This is a genomic window from Acinetobacter soli, assembly GCF_000760595.1.
Lineage (GTDB): Bacteria > Pseudomonadota > Gammaproteobacteria > Pseudomonadales > Moraxellaceae > Acinetobacter > Acinetobacter soli.
On the sequence record NZ_BBNM01000015.1, the window covers coordinates 1 to 16,104 of the forward strand.

Below are 16,104 nucleotides of genomic sequence, written 5' to 3' on the forward strand. Positions count from 1 at the left end.
AGTTTGCTGGCACATTGGTTTTGTCTGCATCAAATAAGGCCATGGTTGCATAACTATAGTTGCCGCCTTGCGCCTCGACTAAATCAAGTGACATTTGGCGAATATGATTGAGCAAAACAGTTAATGCATTTTTAAACTGTGATTCGGTGATGGTGTTCCCGATAAAATCGTAATCGCTCGGTACAGTCATTGGGTTACCCTCAAGAACAAAAAACCCCGCGAATGCGAGGCTTAGAAAGTTAAATTTGATTAAACAGACGTTTCCGGAATTGGAATAAACGGCGCGCCGCGGAAACGGGAAAAGTTATTGAAGCGGTTCTGGCAGGTTTCCAGACGCTTGTCGCAACCCGGATACACCTTGATTCTTTGCCCCACCTCAGGATCTTCAAGTAGTGGCAAAGTCAGCAGGAGGACATCAAACTCATGCAAACGAATCGTGCGTTTAAGCCCTTTGTTTCCACCTTCTAAAAACTCAATCACCCCTTGTGTGAACCAGCCCTGCGGCTGGTGGATATCACATAGGATCCGCGATGCAGTACTGCCAGCAGAAATCGTAGTTTCAAGCACATAATTTTCACGATTCAAACCACAGGCGTGATCAAACAGTGTATTGCTGCAGCTTGGCTGGTATAGGTTACGCGGCATCTGCACGTTCAATTCATCCAGATCTGATGCGACACTGGCGTGAATCGTATTGCGATCGAACTCAGGTTCAATAATTCGGCCTTCAAACAACTTGATTGTTCCTGCACTGGTATCCGTTGGTGTGGATGCATCCATAAAAATACGTTCAAGCTTGAAACGTGCACCGTCCATCTGGCCATTATGAAAAGCCTGAACAATACGCAAACTTTCAAAAGTTTCTTCATCAGTAACGTCAATGGTTACAGACAGATTATCCACTTCCACACCCAATGATAATGTGATGCCATCCCGACTAATGATGGGTCCATCAGAATGATAAAGCTCACCCGCAACAATAAGATCAAAGTCATAATTGGTGTATCTATAGATATCATTCTGGATCGTCGTGATCGTATATAGATCCGCCATCACGAACTGATTGGCATCTAACAATGCAATAAGTTTTTCCGAGGCTGCTCTCATACTTTATTCCCCAGTGAGCCTACCATTTCGACTTTTCCAGCTTTCCAGAGTTTGCTCATAAAATTGGTGTACTGCTGTTCATCATCTGCAAAGCGGCAGCGATAATAATAGGTGCCGGTGATCGTGATAGATTCACCTGCGGCTAACGGAATAGGCATTTGCAGCAAACCATTATTAGTAATACTAAACTGAAGTAGCCACATTTGATCATCAGGATCTGACCACATCGGTTTTGATGCAACTTCATCCCACATCAACGGATCTTTACTCTGTTCCGCTTGCGTATGCTGCAAAGGGATCTGAGTGATATTGATCTGCTTATAAAGCTGGAATGACGTTTGCACCCCATCCCCAATGAATGTGCACTGAAATTCATTGTCCTCAGGCATCTTGAAAAGGAATGAATCAAATGAGCCACGGCGCTCAAGAAAAAACCCCTCTAGCTGCTGTAATTCCTTGCGTCCTTTGCTTTCACGAAGAAAGGCAAAGGACATACTGATTTGATACTTGGGCACTGCCTGATAGCTGGCCCGTAGCTCGCGGCCGTTTACGGACTGCATGATCTTGGTATTGAACATCGGGGTTTTGGTGAGATCCCAGTCTAGACCCGGCAGTTCAGGAAACAATACGTCTGACATGAATCCTCCTTATTTACCAAAATTACGGCTATAACCTTTCAAGCTGTTTGCTACAGCTTTACCGTTTTTCTTCAGCCATCGATCAGCGCCTTTAGTGTCTACAAATCCAAGATTAAAGTGATACGAATCACCACCAGATGCAGCAGCAGGATCAGCAAAATCACCATTGGCCATAGATTTACCCAACGCACGAATGGTATTTGCATGCTGTTTCGGCAATACCATTTCTTCTTCGTGCAATTGCGTCATAGGGTTTACACCGGCGGGAATGTCGTAACCGCCACGGGCAGAGGCCACCTTGCCCACAAGTGCAGCAACGCCCGCAAAAGCGGCAACACCTAAAGCAATGTTTACAGGGAATGGAATGGACGCCATGGTTTTGGCCATAGCCTCCCATGCCGACATCATGATGGATTTAATGGTTTCCATGATTTTTAAACCAATACGCGCAAAGACACCGACACTGGTCGCAGCAGTCTTGGCTCCTTCACCAGCCACAACAGCACCGGTCTGGGCAGCTTGGCCAGCAACCTCGGCAGCCGTCTCAGTCTGAATAAAACCCATTTTAATGGCCATTCTTCTGGATAGACCAATCATGTACTCGCGTAGCGGCTCAGTTACCATTTTCTGAATAAAGAAGCCCGCCATCTCAGTCATGATTGCATTGCTTGCATTTCTCCAGGTCAAGGTACCATTCATCATCGATTGAATGCCTTTGTCCCATAGGCTTGAAATACGATCAGTAAGGCCGCCAAACTTTTTCTCGAAATCCTTCATCTGGGCTTCAGACATGAGATTAAATGATTGCGTATTGGCGACCTTCTGATCAGTATCCAGATTTGCAATATCATTGGTGATCCGGCTCTGATTACCACCCTTACCTGAGATCGATGAGTACTGCTCCTCAAGTTTTAAACGCTCTTCCAGACCATTGCGCTTGATTGCCCGAAGCTGATCCTCAAGTTGCTTCTCCATCTGAACCTTTTGAGCGTTCGAGATTTTATTTGCATCTAAAAGTGCCTGAATACGGGCTTTTTCAATATCAAAGATACGCTGTGCCTGTTCAATTGCGTTTGCAATTTCCTGCTCACGGATCTCTTTAATTTTCTCGAACTGTTCTGCACGCAAAGCCTTGATCTTGTCGCTGGCCAATTTCTCAGCCTTGATTCTTAGCTGTGCTTTTTCAGCATCGGGAATTTTGGCCTTCTCGATATCCTCCAAGGCTTTTTTTAGATCTAGCTGAATTTTTTCCTCTTCAGTAGCATACTTGTAGCGGATATCAGCGATTGCCTTGGCTTCCCGCTCGGCCTCACGTTCTGCATCAGATTTGCCTTTCTTCGGTTTTTTCTCCTTCTCATCCTTTTTACCCGTACCTATGCCACGATTGGAATTAAAGGTCGGTGATTTGGCTGGCTTTGAGATTTCCTCAGTGGCGTTTGGATCTTTAAGAAAAAGTAACTGAAGCTTTTTACCGCCATTATTTGCAGAACTTGAAATATTCTGTCCTGCCTGAACCAAAGAATTACTGACAGTTAATGCCGAATTATTGAAAGCAGTTTTAATGTCTTTCGCACGACTTATCATTTTGTTGGTGTACTGATCTGTGATCGATCCTATCTTTGCTAGACTGCTTTCATAATTTGCAGAAGCGCCAGAAAAATCAAAACTCAAGATACTTTTAACTACACTACCAAATGTCTGAAACTTAATGCTTAAAACATCAAGACCAAACTGAATCGTATCTCTAAAACCACCAAAGGCATTCAAGGCAATATTGATTGCTACGGCAATTGCCTGGCATACAGTTGTGATGACAACTCTAATTGCAGAAAATGCAATATTAATTCCAACCTGTAAGCCGACTGCAGCGGCACCGAAACCTTTAAGGGCACCTGATACCAGATCCATAAAACTAATCTGCTCCAGACTGCCATCACCGATGTCAGAAGTTAAGTCACTCCAGATCCCGCCTACTGTTGCAAATAGATCCTGAGAAATCTGTGCCCAACTCTCAAAGATTGTGATAATTGCAGAAATTGAACCATCGATCGCATCTTTTGATTTGGTTGCAGAGGATAGAAAATCATCTGCCATGGTCTTTAGACCAGGTGCGAGCTCGGCAATGATTCGCCCTACCAAGCCTCTAATTGTGGCGCTAATTAATCCTAATGCCGCATCAAATTCCTTGGTGGCTTGAATGGCCTTATCGTCCAGAATTACTCCCAGATCATGCGCTTGCTTTGAATATTCCTTAAGCTTTTGGGCATTGTTTTCGAGCAGCGGGGAAAGAAGCATTGCATCATTCGCAATAGATTCCATATAGAATGTCATCTCAGCTTGCGATACGTTAGCCTTCTTCAGCGTCTCATAGTATTTACCGAGAATCTGAGGGCCAGATAAGCCCTGAAATTCTTTTGCAGTCACACCAACCTTAGGTGCAATCTTCTCGAAGAAATCTTTCATTTCTCCGCCACCGGTCTGCATGAAGTCACCGAACTTGTCGTTGACATCTTTCATGATATCGCCAAGCTTTTCTTGACTGATACCTACAGATTTCGATGCAAAAGCCCACTCTTGAAATTCAAGGGTTGTTGAATTGGCTAGACGTGACATATTTTCAAGTTCACGCGCGTTTCTGATTAATTCTCCAGTCAAGGCGCTGATCTGTAAAACGAGTTCACTACCAATATTGGCCAGAAAATTGCCGAGAAAGCTCGTACCTACTCCACTGCCAGAGCTACCACCTGAACCACCAGATCCACTGCCTCCTCCACCCCCACCGCCTGAACCCAGTCGATTACGCAAATGATCAACACTTGTTTTTAAACGGTCCAGAGAGCCGCGCAACATTGTGCTGGTCGCATCAATATTGATGACTGTATTCAGATTGATGTTTGAACCATTTAATTGACTCAAGGCACGATTTATCATGGCTTTTGCCTGACTTAACTGCGCTGCAAGCAATGGTAAATTGACTGTAATTCTGATCGCACTTGATAAAGTGGATTGCAACGTGGTCGTAATGGTATTTTTGGCTTGATGCAATTGAGCTTGTAGCGTTGAAGTATCAAGGCCCAACTTGATTTTAACTTGCTGCCCCGAAACCGAGTTGAGTCTTCTTTGAATCTCATGAATATCGATATCAAGTTTTACATTTTGAATAGGTAAAGATGATAAGCGAGATCTGATTAGATTTTCAGCGTGTCCTATCTCGGAACTCAAAGACGTCGTGTCGATTTTTAACTTGATTGATGCATCATCTACAATATTATTAATTTGGGTTTTGATTGTATTTGCAGCACTGCTTAATCGCTGTTTAACGGCGCTCATGTCGATATTTAGACTAACATCGATATTTTTAAGAGAATCACGTACCCCATCAAATGCCGTTTTAATGCTATCTGCAATACGATTAATGTCATTAGCAGCAGATTGAACTTTGTTAGTTGCCTGATTCATGCCATCGGAAAGTGAATCCGTTGAGGCTGTGATCTTTACTTCAACTTCATTTTGGTTAGCCATTAAACTTTTCCTCAGGCATAAAAAAAACCGACCAATGGCCGGTTTTTTTATTTAAAATTTTTTAAATAACAACTAAATCTGTGATTGCACAGCTTGATGATGAAGCTTGACTATGTATAAACCCCATATTGAAGTTTTTGAAAGTTCGTGTTTCACCTGCTTTTACAATTTCAAAAACTTGTCTTTTGTTGCTGTCAATTTTGGTTCCACTATTCGAAGTATGATTACATTCAACTTCAAAATCCTTAATATCCCTGGTTCCAGTATTTTTTACTGTCATATCAATCATCATGATATTGTCAAAACCAGCTTTACTCCAATCAAAATCAAATTTTACATCTTGGAGTGCTTGTTCTTTGGGAGACAAGGTTTTTGTACCATCTGATGATGTGGTTGATTCACCTCCAATCATTGAAGCTAATATTCCAAAAACAATTACACCAAGAATTATCCAAGTCAATTTTGATGTTGGTTTTTTAACTTTGGCACCACAATTTGGACAGGTTTTTGCTTGCGTGCTAACTTGCGCCCCACATTCTTTACAATTAATTAAAGCCATATATTTCTCTTTGTTTTAATGAAATTGTCTAACTTTAATAAACACTGTGTAATAAATCAATCAGGGCAGCCTTAACCACCCTGAGGGAAATTCATAAGATCATCCATCATTTTGTCATCATCGGATTCAATATCATCAAAACTCGGGCTATCTTCAATCCCCATAAATGCTTCAAGAATCCGACATAGACGCTGGATACCGACTTCGGCGGGAGGATACTGTTTTTGATACGCATTCAAAGCATTTAATCTCGGAAAATCCAACTCGTTAAGAACGTAGTCATAGTCTTTACCGAGCGTAAGCACTAAATGCGCATACAGCTCCTCCCAGTTTATTCCCCCGATGACTCACCGGCATCCGCTTTACCAGTAAGGCCAGATACAGACATGACCGCGCCCATGACCTCTTGAAGCTGGTCCATGTAAAGCATATCAGCTACATCTTCGCGTGTGATGTCAGGATAATTACGCTTTAAAGACTTATGTGCCACATCAATCACTGTCCCAACATCATTTGGCTGAAAGCCCTGTAATGCCGGTAGGAGTTTTTCGACTGCACCAAGCGACAACGGCGCGAAAACAAAAGCCTGATCGTCAATGATAATAGTTGTACCACGCGGGTTTTCTACTTGTTTGAATTGCATATGTGTTACTCCGAAGTGGTCCATTTAAATACGCGGTTCAGGTCATCGGCCATTGGCTGAAATTCAAATTCAGGTAGATCGTAGTCGTCCTGTTTTGAACTGAACGCCAGCTTGTTGCTCACGCAGCGGAAGAACTCCATGCCAAAGAACTTGCCCTTGTAGTCGCGCATCAGATCGACAGCAAACTCAGGCGTGTAACCCATGTCCAGATTTGTTACCGTTCCAGACTTGGCACCCGCCACGCTGGTAGAGTATTTAAAGCTGATAAATACCGTCTTGTTGGCATCGGCAGTAGCAAACGTATATACGCCTGTTGTTTCATTGACGCTGTACTGACCTGCTACCGGTGCGCTGGCCACACGCTTGAGCGGAATTGCCTTGCCATCGGTGACGCCCAGATCTTTTTTAAATGTGCCACTGTTGGGAACAGTTGGCGTTACAGATCCACCAGAAGGAATGACTTCACCATTAATCGTTTGCGTAACGACATCCAGACCACCTTCGGCAATAATCCCACCAAAGAAGATCGAGTTAAGTAGCGCACCATTAATACGGCCAAAGGTAGCCTTGCACTTAATAGAGCCTTTACCGCGTGCAGCATCAACCGCAAACTGGCCACGGCCAAATAGTTCTTTTAAATCGTAACTGATATCAACCGATACAGACTGCATCACACCCACTTCAACCGGGGTGGCATTACTGATCGGCTGCCCATAGACATCCTGAATTGGCGTAGCAAAGACTTTTCCTGCACCAAATAAATATTGAGCCATAACGACCTCTTAAAAATGAGAAAACCGCCATGAAAGGCGGTTTAAAAAGTGTTTATAAAAAATTAGGCGACTAGGATAACTACAGGAATTATCGCTACAGCTTGATCCCCCAAAGTGCCTTCATCTGTTTCTATGGTTCCCTCAATCCAACAGTGCTCAACCAATCCGTTTAGGGTTTGGCATTTATTAATATCTGGAAATTGTGGTGCCAATGCATTTTCAATTGCATCTAAAATAGGATTGATCACGCTACCTGGTATTTGTTTTCCAGTCGTTTGAACATAGACATAGATATCAGCTTCCAAGATCCACTTAGCGTAGAGCCCTTTAACTGGATTACCCTGGGTTGCAGTCTGATTACCCTGAGCAACACATAAGTATGGCTGCTCTATGGACTTCACGTCATTCCAATGCCTAAGTCGACGTTCAGCAACCACAATGCCAGGAACGATTGATACACGATCAAAAAGTGCAGCATAGATCTCTTCACGATTCATAAGATCCCCCGATTTACAGATTCTCTCAAAGTCGCCAAGATTTCCGGCGCCATATCTGCCAAAGCCGAACCCAAGAATGATTTAGCCGGCAAATTCACATGCCGACTATGTGAGCGGATCTCAACAGTTTTGGGTGTAATATCCTTACCCCATGCTTTTTTGATTTGTCTCAGATGCGCTTTAACTGAAACATCACCATTAAAGCCAAGCTCATGAGCACGAGCATACTCAACATTGGTACCAACAATACCAGTTACCAATTCTTGCTCTGCAGTAACTCTATGTGTAATTGAACGTCTTAGACGTCCAGTTCTTACATTGAGGACTTGACCAGATAACTTATCTACCTTCACCTTGGTGAGTAATTTTAAAGTTAACCGGCCAATACTCTTTTGAACATGAGAAGTGATTTCACGATATTGTTGATTTAAGCTTGCAACTACCTGAGCATCACCTTTAACTGAAGATTCAATCATCCTGGCACCACCTGTTTATACTGCTGCAATACCATCTTGCTTCGATCAGATAATGCACCAGTGAAAAAAGACACCGTTTCACCTGCAAGTGATTTCGATTGAAAACCAATCCTGTCCCGTTCGTTATAGGCTAATCCAACAAGATCAATGACAGCATTTTCAATATCCGCAGGAACATCATCAAAACCCATATCGTAACGAACACACACATTACGGCGGCCACGGCTAAAACAGCCATTTTTAAGGATGATCCACCAATCAGCATGGCGATATTGATCAGGCGAGATATCACGGTCATCAATAGTAATCGCATTGATTGAAAGGATATGCGGACTTGTAAGAACCATCTCATCCTTACCATTACCATCACACCACTTTGTAACTTCATGGCGTAGAACTGAAAAACCCAGCCATCCTTCTACAAAGGCACTGGCTGCATCAATCAGGCGCTCCAGTAGATCATCATCCGCACTTACAGTTTGGAGTTTCAGCCACTGTTTTACTCTTTCAAGTGTAGTCAGTGCCATAAGCATTATTCCTGATCTGCAGGTGGTGAAGTATCGCCTTCAGCTGCTGCCTGCTTCTTGGCTTCTTCCTCAGCTTTGATACGTGCCTTTTCTTCAGCTGCTGCCTGCTTCTTGGCTTCTGCTTCTGCCTTCTTTTTGGCATCCCGTTCCGCCTTATCATCTGCAGCTTTACGCAATGCCTCATCTGTATCTGAATCATTTTGTGATTCTGAAGATAGCGTAAAACCTAATGGTGAGATTTGAACGTGGACCTCGATCGGCGCTTCAACAAATCCGTTTTCGACTTTGTATTCAGTTCCAGCAATGCTGACTGAACTCACATGTTCTGGTGCCTTGAACTTTGGCATTTTCATTCTCCTAAAAAAAAGCAAAACCCGATATCATCGGGCGTTTAAATTTCGTAAATCTGAATTATTGACGCGCAATGTTCGTAATAACTCCCATGGAGAACGGCGCATAATGTTGGAGAACACCATCAGCATAGACACCATATTCGTATTTACGCGTACGTAATGGCCATTCAATTTGATAATAGTCTTGTCGCATATGCATACGTACCGCATCAGTGACATTAGAAAGTTGGTAAGGCAATTTACGTGTGAAAAAGAAAATCGTACCAGTAGGCATATTTGGATGAACACGAATATCTACTTTTTGGTTTGTGATCTTATTCAGATAACTTCCCACCACCTTGCCCGCGACAATACTTGAAGGATCATTAACATCCACAGTGAGCTGCAGTAAAGGTGCACCATTATTTCCAACGATCAGTGCAGTAATATCCTGAAGCTCTTGCGCACTGACATAAATGACATCTGGACTTAAACGGTAGCGTGTATAAAACGCATACAGTGCTTCATTGATCTCTACAACACCACCAGCATTATCACTGGTTAGCTTTGTACCCACACCTGCTGTGCCCGTAGGCATTACCTTAATATAAGCTTTGCTATTGGGTTTAAATGCCTGGATGAGCAAACCATCAAAGTCATATGCAGATGTTGAATTGTCTTGGTCCGTGATAGTACTTGCAAGCTGGGCATTGACTTGAGGCTCAGCTTTAATGATTAAGCTATTAATCGCAGTTACAGAAATCAGTTTTTCAGAACCAGCGCCACCCATATACCAGGCATATCCAACAGCACCAGTAGTTGGGGAAACAGTAGCAGTAATAGAACCACCTTCAGTAACAGTCACTGTCGCAGCTGCTGACTTGCGCGCAGATCCACCACCAAATGATGAGGTAGATCCGTCTGCATTGGTTCGGGTGATTTGTCCAGGTACTTGCGAGTACATCGGATCAAACGTCTGGCCAATACCTCCATTGTTCATTCCTACAACATCAAGATAGGCCTGCAAGCCAAGTGCGATACAAATTACAGACTTGGTACCCGCTGTCAAAGTTCCACCATTACCAACAGCAGCAAGTGTTGGTGTTGCTGTTTGTCCAAGTGCTAAAGATGTGTTACCACCTAAGATCAATCGCTCTTCTTGAATCATGGTTGCTTCTAAAGTCTGACTCACTGCCAATGCTTTGACATCTTCAAAGTTTTTGGCTGCGTAATCAGCTTCAAAAGTCACATCATTTTCAAGGCCCCAACCACGAAATGCAGCAAAGTATTCTGATGTTTCATGTTGGATCTTTCCACCACGCTGCCCTTCGCCCACACCAGCACGCTGATTCTGTACATTGATGTTCGTGATAACTTTCCAGTTCGCCTGAATTGCAAAACCACCAGTCACGCGAGAAATGGAATTACGAAGCGGGGTTTGTACCGGGATAAACTTTTTAGATGGTGCTTCCAAGTTATAAGCTTGTAAACCAGTTGTTGCTGAACCAGGCTGAGTAAAAGACTTGGCTAAAAACTGATTTTCCATTGCAGACGCCCGAGCTGATTTCATAGCGTCTAAAGTTTGTTCTAAATTTGCTTGAGGCATTGCCTACTCTCCATAAAATAAAAAAAGCACCTGATTAGGTGCTCCAAGTTAAGGCGCTATGAATTACGCCGAAATGGGGGTTGTATGAATTGCTTTGATTAATGAAGCTGCCTCATTAATACTGCCGGATGCGTCAATGACTGGCTGTACGTTAAATTCAGCATTCTGATTCATATCCGATGATTTTGTTAAATCTTTGACTGCTGCCTTAGGTTGTTGTGGCTGAGCCTCTAATTCTTTAACGCGTTTGGCCAAACTGTCTCGATCGGCTTGTGCTTTAGCCAGATCAGCTTTTGTTAAGTCGTGCTCAGACTGTACTTTCTGCAAAGCTTCTGCATTAGTTGCTTTCGAGGTCTCATCTTCCTCTGACTCATCTTCATTTGACGCATCGTAACCGAGTGCAGCGAGTTTAGAGTCACACTCTTTGAGCGCTTTGTGAATATCAGCCAATTGTGATTTTGTAGATTTAGAGAACTTGGTACCAGCCTTGGCCAAAGTATCGACGCCTTTGGACTTGACGATATTTTCAACGGTTGTAACCAATTTAGCCGACTCTTGTTCAGAAAATTGATTAAAGATAAGAACGCCTTCTTTAAGCCAATCAACCAACTGCTTAGGGATCGCTGAATCCCCTCCATTTGAATCATATTCACTCTCCCATTGAGTGTCATAAATCAAGTAAGACAAGTTGCGCAAAATTGAAGAAAAATCACTAATTTGCCACATGCTTTTATTTAGGGGCTCATTTACAGCGTTTTGAGCCTTTTCAATAGGCTCTGTTACTGCTTGAGGGGTATCATTATCTGCACTATCAGGTTCTATACCATCCGCTTTGAAACATGTAATTACTGCATTAGGATTCGCAGGACGATCCACCAAAGATACTTCGACCAAATTAATACCAGTAATCACTGTTTTATTTAGATCATCACGCTGAGTAACACTTCCACCAATGCTAAAACCTTTGTAAACCTCAGCACGTACTTTTTTAATCGCCTCAGCATCAACAATATGTGCTTTGATCGTAGTTACACCATCCTCACCAACATTAATATCCAAAGCGGTACCCGCTGCTGTTGGTTTGTGCATCTCTCGGACAGCACCAAATTTCATATAATCTGGAATGGCTGCTTTAATTGCACTGGCCATAACTGTTTCGCCATCACTGTCTTGCTCTTCAGTTGAAGCGATACCTTCTACAATAATGGTGCCATCATCTTGATCATTAACTTTTTGAATAGCACCAAATAATTTTTTAAGTTTCATAAAAACTCCAGACAAAATAAAACCCACTAAATTGTGGGCTGTTAATCTTTCAAAACGGGTAAGACATCACACCGGCAATGAGGATGAAGGGGGGCATTCTTTCTAAAACTGCCAGGTACAAAGTAATCATTCAGTGGAACTATGACACCATCAAGTGCAGCACACTTTGGACAACATCCTGGTGCAGCCAACCATTGCTTAGATTCGACCAGACCTGTCTCCTCATAAGTTGCCATATTCCCTTCAACATCAGCTATTGCTGTTTCTGTTTGAGCAATCGACGCTGCACGTTCAGCGCTGAATGAATAATCTGCCTTAATTTCAGAAGTTAACTTATCGTTACTCCATCCTTCTTCCATGGCTTGTGAGACCTTGCCACGCAGCATATCGCGCGTACTCTCGGTGATTGAATAAGTAGGATTAGGGTTTTCAACTAATTTCCCATTTTTCCACTGCATGCCAACCAACTCTGCTGCTCGATCAGCGGCATAGTCAATCGCCTTTTGATTTGCCAATGAAAGTGCATCATCTATAGTGTCCGGATTCACACCAACTTGAAAAAATGCTTCATTCACACCGTCTAAAGAAACAACCTGTAAAGTAGATTTAAGCCCATCAACTAGAGTCTGCCAGCGGCCAAATGACAATGTGTTTAGAATTTTCCCTATAAGTCCATCATTATCAGTAGCCTTGCCAAGCATCTCGGTCTGTATCGCAGCTATGAGATCCTGAGCCAGTAACTCTGACTCCATCTCGAAAAAGCTTTGTAATTGTTCCTGGAGTGCTGTAGTTGCATCCTTGATCACTACACGATCCCGGTTGATTGGACTTACAGACTTTTTTGCTTTACTAAACTTCTCCTTTTTATCTTGTGATTGCTCATCATCGACTGAAGGATCTTCAGTTATTTCAGGTTTGACTGGTAATGCGCCTAGACCAAATCGCTTAGAACGAACTTCATCCTCGGTTAAAATCTTAGCGGTAACATACTTAACATCAATGTCTGCCTGATCCTTAGGACTCACCATTTCGTCAGATTGCCAAATAAACTCAAGATCTGAACCAAAGTAAACGCAAATGATTCGATCCATCATCGATTTGACCCACATCATTAGAGGTGCCAAACCTTCTGACTGTGAAGCTTGTTGTGCTGTTTCTGCAGTAGCTCTGTTTACCTCTTTCACAAATCCATGAGGAGAAATACCAAATGCAAAACAAGCAACGCGAGCAATCCATTCATCGGCCTGATCTGTCAGTGCTTTTTCTTTCGTATCAATTGGCTTTGCGCCCTTTGGTACAAACTGGGTACGGCGTCGTTCCTGAAGATTTCCAGATAAGAGATTATTCCACCAATTACTAAACTGTTGAGTTTGTTCGCTAGACCATTCAGCAGGAACCTCAAAAATCAAATCAGGTGTACTTCCATGCGTGTAATAACTTGTTTGATATGTTTGACGATTCAAAGCCAATGAAATGATGTTGATAATTTGCTCTACTGGTGAATAGCCATAAACCTTATGTGTTCGCGGATTACGTGGAAGGTAAAACAACTCATCAAAAGTATAGTCGACAGCAGGCATACCTTTTAATATTTGCTGATACGCAACCTCATCCCCCATGGGTGTTCGACCGTATATATCCAATACTCGCTTAATCGTAGCCCCATCTATTGGATCTAGAGAATACAGGTCTCCACCTTTAGTTTTTCGGGGATAAACTGTAGGCGCATCGATAACAAGCAGATCCTCAAGCAACATGCGTAACCATGTGGCCCAATCATGTTCTCTATCTGGAAATCTAAAAAATTCCTCAACCAGATCACACCGTGGATCTGGTGTCGCTGATTCATCTCCGACCGTACCGGCTTTATCTTTAACCTTGATAACCCAGTCCATCCTTACAATTTGATCTTTACGGCGCTCGATAATGACTCGTAATAGGTCGGAAGAGTCTGCTAATGCTCGCATAACTGCGAACCCATAAAGCTCTCCCTGACGTGGCGTATTGTTTAGATTGACTCCAGTACCGTAATCAAATTGACGTCCTGCTGTTCCTTCTGGCGCAACACCAGTTATAGGTTCAGATGGGCCAAACCAATCTGGCGCCTTACCTGTTAGTGCAGTAGTGATACCAGCTGCAACACGCTGCACAAAGTCAGCTGCTAAGGCTGTGACCTTGCCCCCGCTTGCTGTAGCCATGAATTACCCCCTTGCGATTGTTCGGTTTGTACCTGAGGCTCTACAGCTTCAGTACTTTGTGATAGTTTTTCCTGTGCTTGTCGCTGAATAAAATCAAATAAACCTTGTCCTGGCTTAATATCATTTAATTCATTAAAAGCATCAGATGAAGCATCTACCCTGTCATCATGCTTGCCATTTGGAAAGTTACGCAATTCTTCAATGTAAGCCTTATTCCAATCGCCCTTTAGCATTCGCACATTGCCTACATTGACCTGTGCTGCAAATGGTGCAGCACGTGTGGCTTTATCACCTGAGACGGTTTCAGCTTTTACTGAATAACCAGAAAGCATTTTAATAAATGACTTGGCCTGTGCTTTACCGGCTTGACCAGGATCTTGAGGAATTCGAATCTCAACATTTTTACCATCCATGGCTGCAGTTGATTTGATCCGCTTCTCAACATTCTCAGGACCTAATTGACCGTGCTCAACACCTTCGATGTACCAAAAACCATCCTTGCCATCGGTTATACGTACACCAGCAGTTGGATCTCCTTCCCCTTCTGTTGCACCCAAATCCCAAGCACGACATGAACGACCAACCTCAGCAGGCAAAGCCTCAACAATCTCAATATTGTCCGGTTTAAAAAAGCCACCTGCAGGTGGTGATGGACGTTGACGATACTGGCCAGCGAATACGTAAGGTGCAGCGAGCTCCATACGATTTAATGTTTCAATTGAATGCTTCGCAGGCCATAGAGCCGTACCATCTGGCTTGATTGCTGATAAGCATAAATGCTCCCATACTTCGCCATTCCCGCCTGCTTTCGCTACTCCGTCTTCACGATCACCAAGCAACCAGCCTGCCAAATCCTCTTCATGCAATCGCTGCATAATTACAATGATTGGCGTATCTGGTGAATTTGTTCGAGATTCTAGTGTGTTCTGGAACCATTCAATAACTCCCTCTCGAATGGTTTTACTACTCGCTTCATCCGCTTTGTGAGGATCATCAATAATGATTGCTCCACCGAATTTTTCACGAAACTTACCAGCACCAAAACCAGTGATCGTACCACCGGTACCTTGTGAGTAGCACACGCCACCAGCAACAGTGCGCCAATCATCCTTTGCCTGGCTATCATCTTTTAATGCCAGATCAGGAAACACCTTTAGGTAAGATGGTTCACGCACCAGGTTACGAGTCTGAGCAGCATTGTTTGCAGCGAGTTTTGCTGAGTAACTGATGTGAATAAATTCGCAATCTGGCACTTTTCCAAAACACCATGCCATGAAGTTAATTACGGCAAGTTCGGTTTTAGAGTAACGTGGTGGAATATTGATGATTAATCTTTTAATCTCACCCCGAAACACTTTCATCAAAGCATCACAGATTATTTGATGATGCTCATTGTGCAGCCATTTATATTTTCGACGTTCCTTGAACATATAGCGTGAGAAAAAATAAAAATCTTCCTGCGCTTCAACCTGTATGGCCAAGTCACGGGCAGCAGGGTTAATACTCATCCTTTATGCTCTCCCGTGCTGCTAAATACGCATCAAGCGGTACACTCGCAGGTGGATTTAACGGCGCACCGTCTTTACCCGTATGTTCCGTGCGGTTTGTATAAAGGCCACCGCTATCCTTTGCTGCCTGCTCCATGATTCGCAAAGCCATAACAGTGTTCTTAGTTTTTTGAAGTAATTTATCGTATTGCTTCATCCGATAATGTTTTTTTGCAATTGGAATATCCACCAAACCTGCATCAAATTTTTTTCGGGTTTCATTAAATAAATCCTTAAATTTTTTGCTCAGGTTTCGTCCTGCTACTTTGGTTGGATCATAAGCAGCACACTGCATACGATCTACATCTATGCCAAACTCTTGTTTTACCAGATCAGCGACTTCTTGTGGTGTGTCACGGCATGCAAGAGCTTGAACTATAAATATTTTTACAGGCTCTTTTAAGGCTGCCATA

Annotated in this window: 16 protein-coding genes and 1 pseudogene; all 17 read right to left on the bottom strand. The window is 43.1% G+C overall.

Annotated features, from left to right (window positions below; genetic code table 11):
• Positions 1-190: pseudogene (locus tag Aso01_RS14255) on the bottom strand (CotH kinase family protein); the annotation flags it as partial.
• A 59-nt stretch (positions 191-249) separates the two neighbouring features.
• Positions 250-1,107 carry a phage/gene transfer agent baseplate hub protein gene (locus Aso01_RS14260; protein WP_004935651.1) on the bottom strand — a complete coding sequence of 286 codons (858 nt, stop codon included), beginning with the start codon at positions 1,105-1,107 and terminating at the stop codon, positions 250-252.
• Entirely contained in the window at positions 1,104-1,745 is a 642-nt protein-coding gene (locus Aso01_RS14265) for a DUF2460 domain-containing protein (RefSeq protein ID WP_004935649.1), read from the bottom strand. Before Aso01_RS14265 ends, Aso01_RS14260 begins: the two co-directional genes overlap by 4 nt.
• 9 nt (positions 1,746-1,754) lie before the next feature.
• Complete coding sequence (locus Aso01_RS14270) at positions 1,755-5,267, bottom strand: hypothetical protein (RefSeq protein WP_004935647.1); 3,513 nt, start codon at positions 5,265-5,267, stop codon at positions 1,755-1,757.
• Positions 5,268-5,328: 61 nt separating this feature from the next.
• Positions 5,329-5,826, bottom strand: a complete 498-nt coding sequence (locus Aso01_RS14275; protein ID WP_004935643.1) for a zinc-ribbon domain-containing protein — start codon at positions 5,824-5,826, stop codon at positions 5,329-5,331.
• Positions 5,827-5,897: 71 nt separating this feature from the next.
• Complete coding sequence (locus Aso01_RS14280) at positions 5,898-6,131, bottom strand: hypothetical protein (protein ID WP_004935639.1); 234 nt, start codon at positions 6,129-6,131, stop codon at positions 5,898-5,900.
• A gap of 26 nt (positions 6,132-6,157) precedes the next feature.
• Positions 6,158-6,469: a hypothetical protein gene (locus Aso01_RS14285; protein WP_004935638.1), complete on the bottom strand. Its 312-nt coding sequence runs from the start codon at positions 6,467-6,469 to the stop codon at positions 6,158-6,160.
• Positions 6,470-6,474: 5 nt separating this feature from the next.
• Complete coding sequence (locus Aso01_RS14290; RefSeq protein WP_004935636.1) at positions 6,475-7,242, bottom strand: hypothetical protein; 768 nt, start codon at positions 7,240-7,242, stop codon at positions 6,475-6,477.
• A 62-nt stretch (positions 7,243-7,304) separates the two neighbouring features.
• Positions 7,305-7,739 carry a hypothetical protein gene (locus Aso01_RS14295; RefSeq protein ID WP_004935632.1) on the bottom strand — a complete coding sequence of 145 codons (435 nt, stop codon included), beginning with the start codon at positions 7,737-7,739 and terminating at the stop codon, positions 7,305-7,307.
• A complete protein-coding gene (locus Aso01_RS14300) occupies positions 7,736-8,215 on the bottom strand; it encodes a phage virion morphogenesis family protein (RefSeq protein WP_004935630.1) in 480 nt (159 codons plus the stop codon). Before Aso01_RS14300 ends, Aso01_RS14295 begins: the two co-directional genes overlap by 4 nt.
• Positions 8,212-8,742 (bottom strand): head-tail connector protein, encoded by a 531-nt coding sequence (locus Aso01_RS14305; protein ID WP_004935628.1) that lies wholly within the window; start codon positions 8,740-8,742, stop codon positions 8,212-8,214. Before Aso01_RS14305 ends, Aso01_RS14300 begins: the two co-directional genes overlap by 4 nt.
• Positions 8,743-8,747: 5 nt before the next feature.
• A complete protein-coding gene (locus Aso01_RS14310) occupies positions 8,748-9,089 on the bottom strand; it encodes a hypothetical protein (RefSeq protein ID WP_004935624.1) in 342 nt (113 codons plus the stop codon).
• A gap of 64 nt (positions 9,090-9,153) precedes the next feature.
• Positions 9,154-10,680 (bottom strand): hypothetical protein, encoded by a 1,527-nt coding sequence (locus tag Aso01_RS14315; protein ID WP_004935619.1) that lies wholly within the window; start codon positions 10,678-10,680, stop codon positions 9,154-9,156.
• Between the two features lie 63 nt (positions 10,681-10,743).
• Positions 10,744-11,946, bottom strand: a complete 1,203-nt coding sequence (locus Aso01_RS14320) for an HK97 family phage prohead protease (RefSeq protein WP_004935616.1) — start codon at positions 11,944-11,946, stop codon at positions 10,744-10,746.
• Between the two features lie 41 nt (positions 11,947-11,987).
• The gene (locus tag Aso01_RS14325) at positions 11,988-14,144 is read right to left on the bottom strand and encodes a phage portal protein (protein WP_004935611.1); all 2,157 of its coding nucleotides are present in this window, start codon (positions 14,142-14,144) and stop codon (positions 11,988-11,990) included.
• On the bottom strand, positions 14,108-15,652 hold the full coding sequence (gene terL, locus Aso01_RS14330) for a phage terminase large subunit (protein ID WP_004935605.1): 1,545 nt from the start codon (positions 15,650-15,652) through the stop codon (positions 14,108-14,110). The genes Aso01_RS14325 and terL overlap by 37 nt, the downstream gene beginning before the upstream one ends.
• Entirely contained in the window at positions 15,642-16,103 is a 462-nt protein-coding gene (locus Aso01_RS14335; protein ID WP_004935602.1) for a DUF2280 domain-containing protein, read from the bottom strand. Before Aso01_RS14335 ends, terL begins: the two co-directional genes overlap by 11 nt.
• Between the last annotated feature and the right edge of the window lies 1 nt (position 16,104).

Bases quoted from the DNA above. Each gene is read 5' to 3' on its own strand.
- Aso01_RS14260 (WP_004935651.1), bottom strand. From the start codon at position 1,107: ATGAGAGCAGCCTCGGAAAAACTTATTGCATTGTTAGATGCCAATCAG.
- Aso01_RS14265 (WP_004935649.1), bottom strand. From the start codon at position 1,745: ATGTCAGACGTATTGTTTCCTGAACTGCCGGGTCTAGACTGGGATCTC.
- Aso01_RS14270 (WP_004935647.1), bottom strand. From the start codon at position 5,267: ATGGCTAACCAAAATGAAGTTGAAGTAAAGATCACAGCCTCAACGGAT.
- Aso01_RS14275 (WP_004935643.1), bottom strand. From the start codon at position 5,826: ATGGCTTTAATTAATTGTAAAGAATGTGGGGCGCAAGTTAGCACGCAA.
- Aso01_RS14285 (WP_004935638.1), bottom strand. From the start codon at position 6,469: ATGCAATTCAAACAAGTAGAAAACCCGCGTGGTACAACTATTATCATT.
- Aso01_RS14290 (WP_004935636.1), bottom strand. From the start codon at position 7,242: ATGGCTCAATATTTATTTGGTGCAGGAAAAGTCTTTGCTACGCCAATT.
- Aso01_RS14295 (WP_004935632.1), bottom strand. From the start codon at position 7,739: ATGAATCGTGAAGAGATCTATGCTGCACTTTTTGATCGTGTATCAATC.
- Aso01_RS14300 (WP_004935630.1), bottom strand. From the start codon at position 8,215: ATGATTGAATCTTCAGTTAAAGGTGATGCTCAGGTAGTTGCAAGCTTA.
- Aso01_RS14305 (WP_004935628.1), bottom strand. From the start codon at position 8,742: ATGGCACTGACTACACTTGAAAGAGTAAAACAGTGGCTGAAACTCCAA.
- Aso01_RS14310 (WP_004935624.1), bottom strand. From the start codon at position 9,089: ATGCCAAAGTTCAAGGCACCAGAACATGTGAGTTCAGTCAGCATTGCT.
- Aso01_RS14315 (WP_004935619.1), bottom strand. From the start codon at position 10,680: ATGCCTCAAGCAAATTTAGAACAAACTTTAGACGCTATGAAATCAGCT.
- Aso01_RS14320 (WP_004935616.1), bottom strand. From the start codon at position 11,946: ATGAAACTTAAAAAATTATTTGGTGCTATTCAAAAAGTTAATGATCAA.
- Aso01_RS14325 (WP_004935611.1), bottom strand. From the start codon at position 14,144: ATGGCTACAGCAAGCGGGGGCAAGGTCACAGCCTTAGCAGCTGACTTT.
- terL (WP_004935605.1), bottom strand. From the start codon at position 15,652: ATGAGTATTAACCCTGCTGCCCGTGACTTGGCCATACAGGTTGAAGCG.
- Aso01_RS14335 (WP_004935602.1), bottom strand. From the start codon at position 16,103: ATGGCAGCCTTAAAAGAGCCTGTAAAAATATTTATAGTTCAAGCTCTT.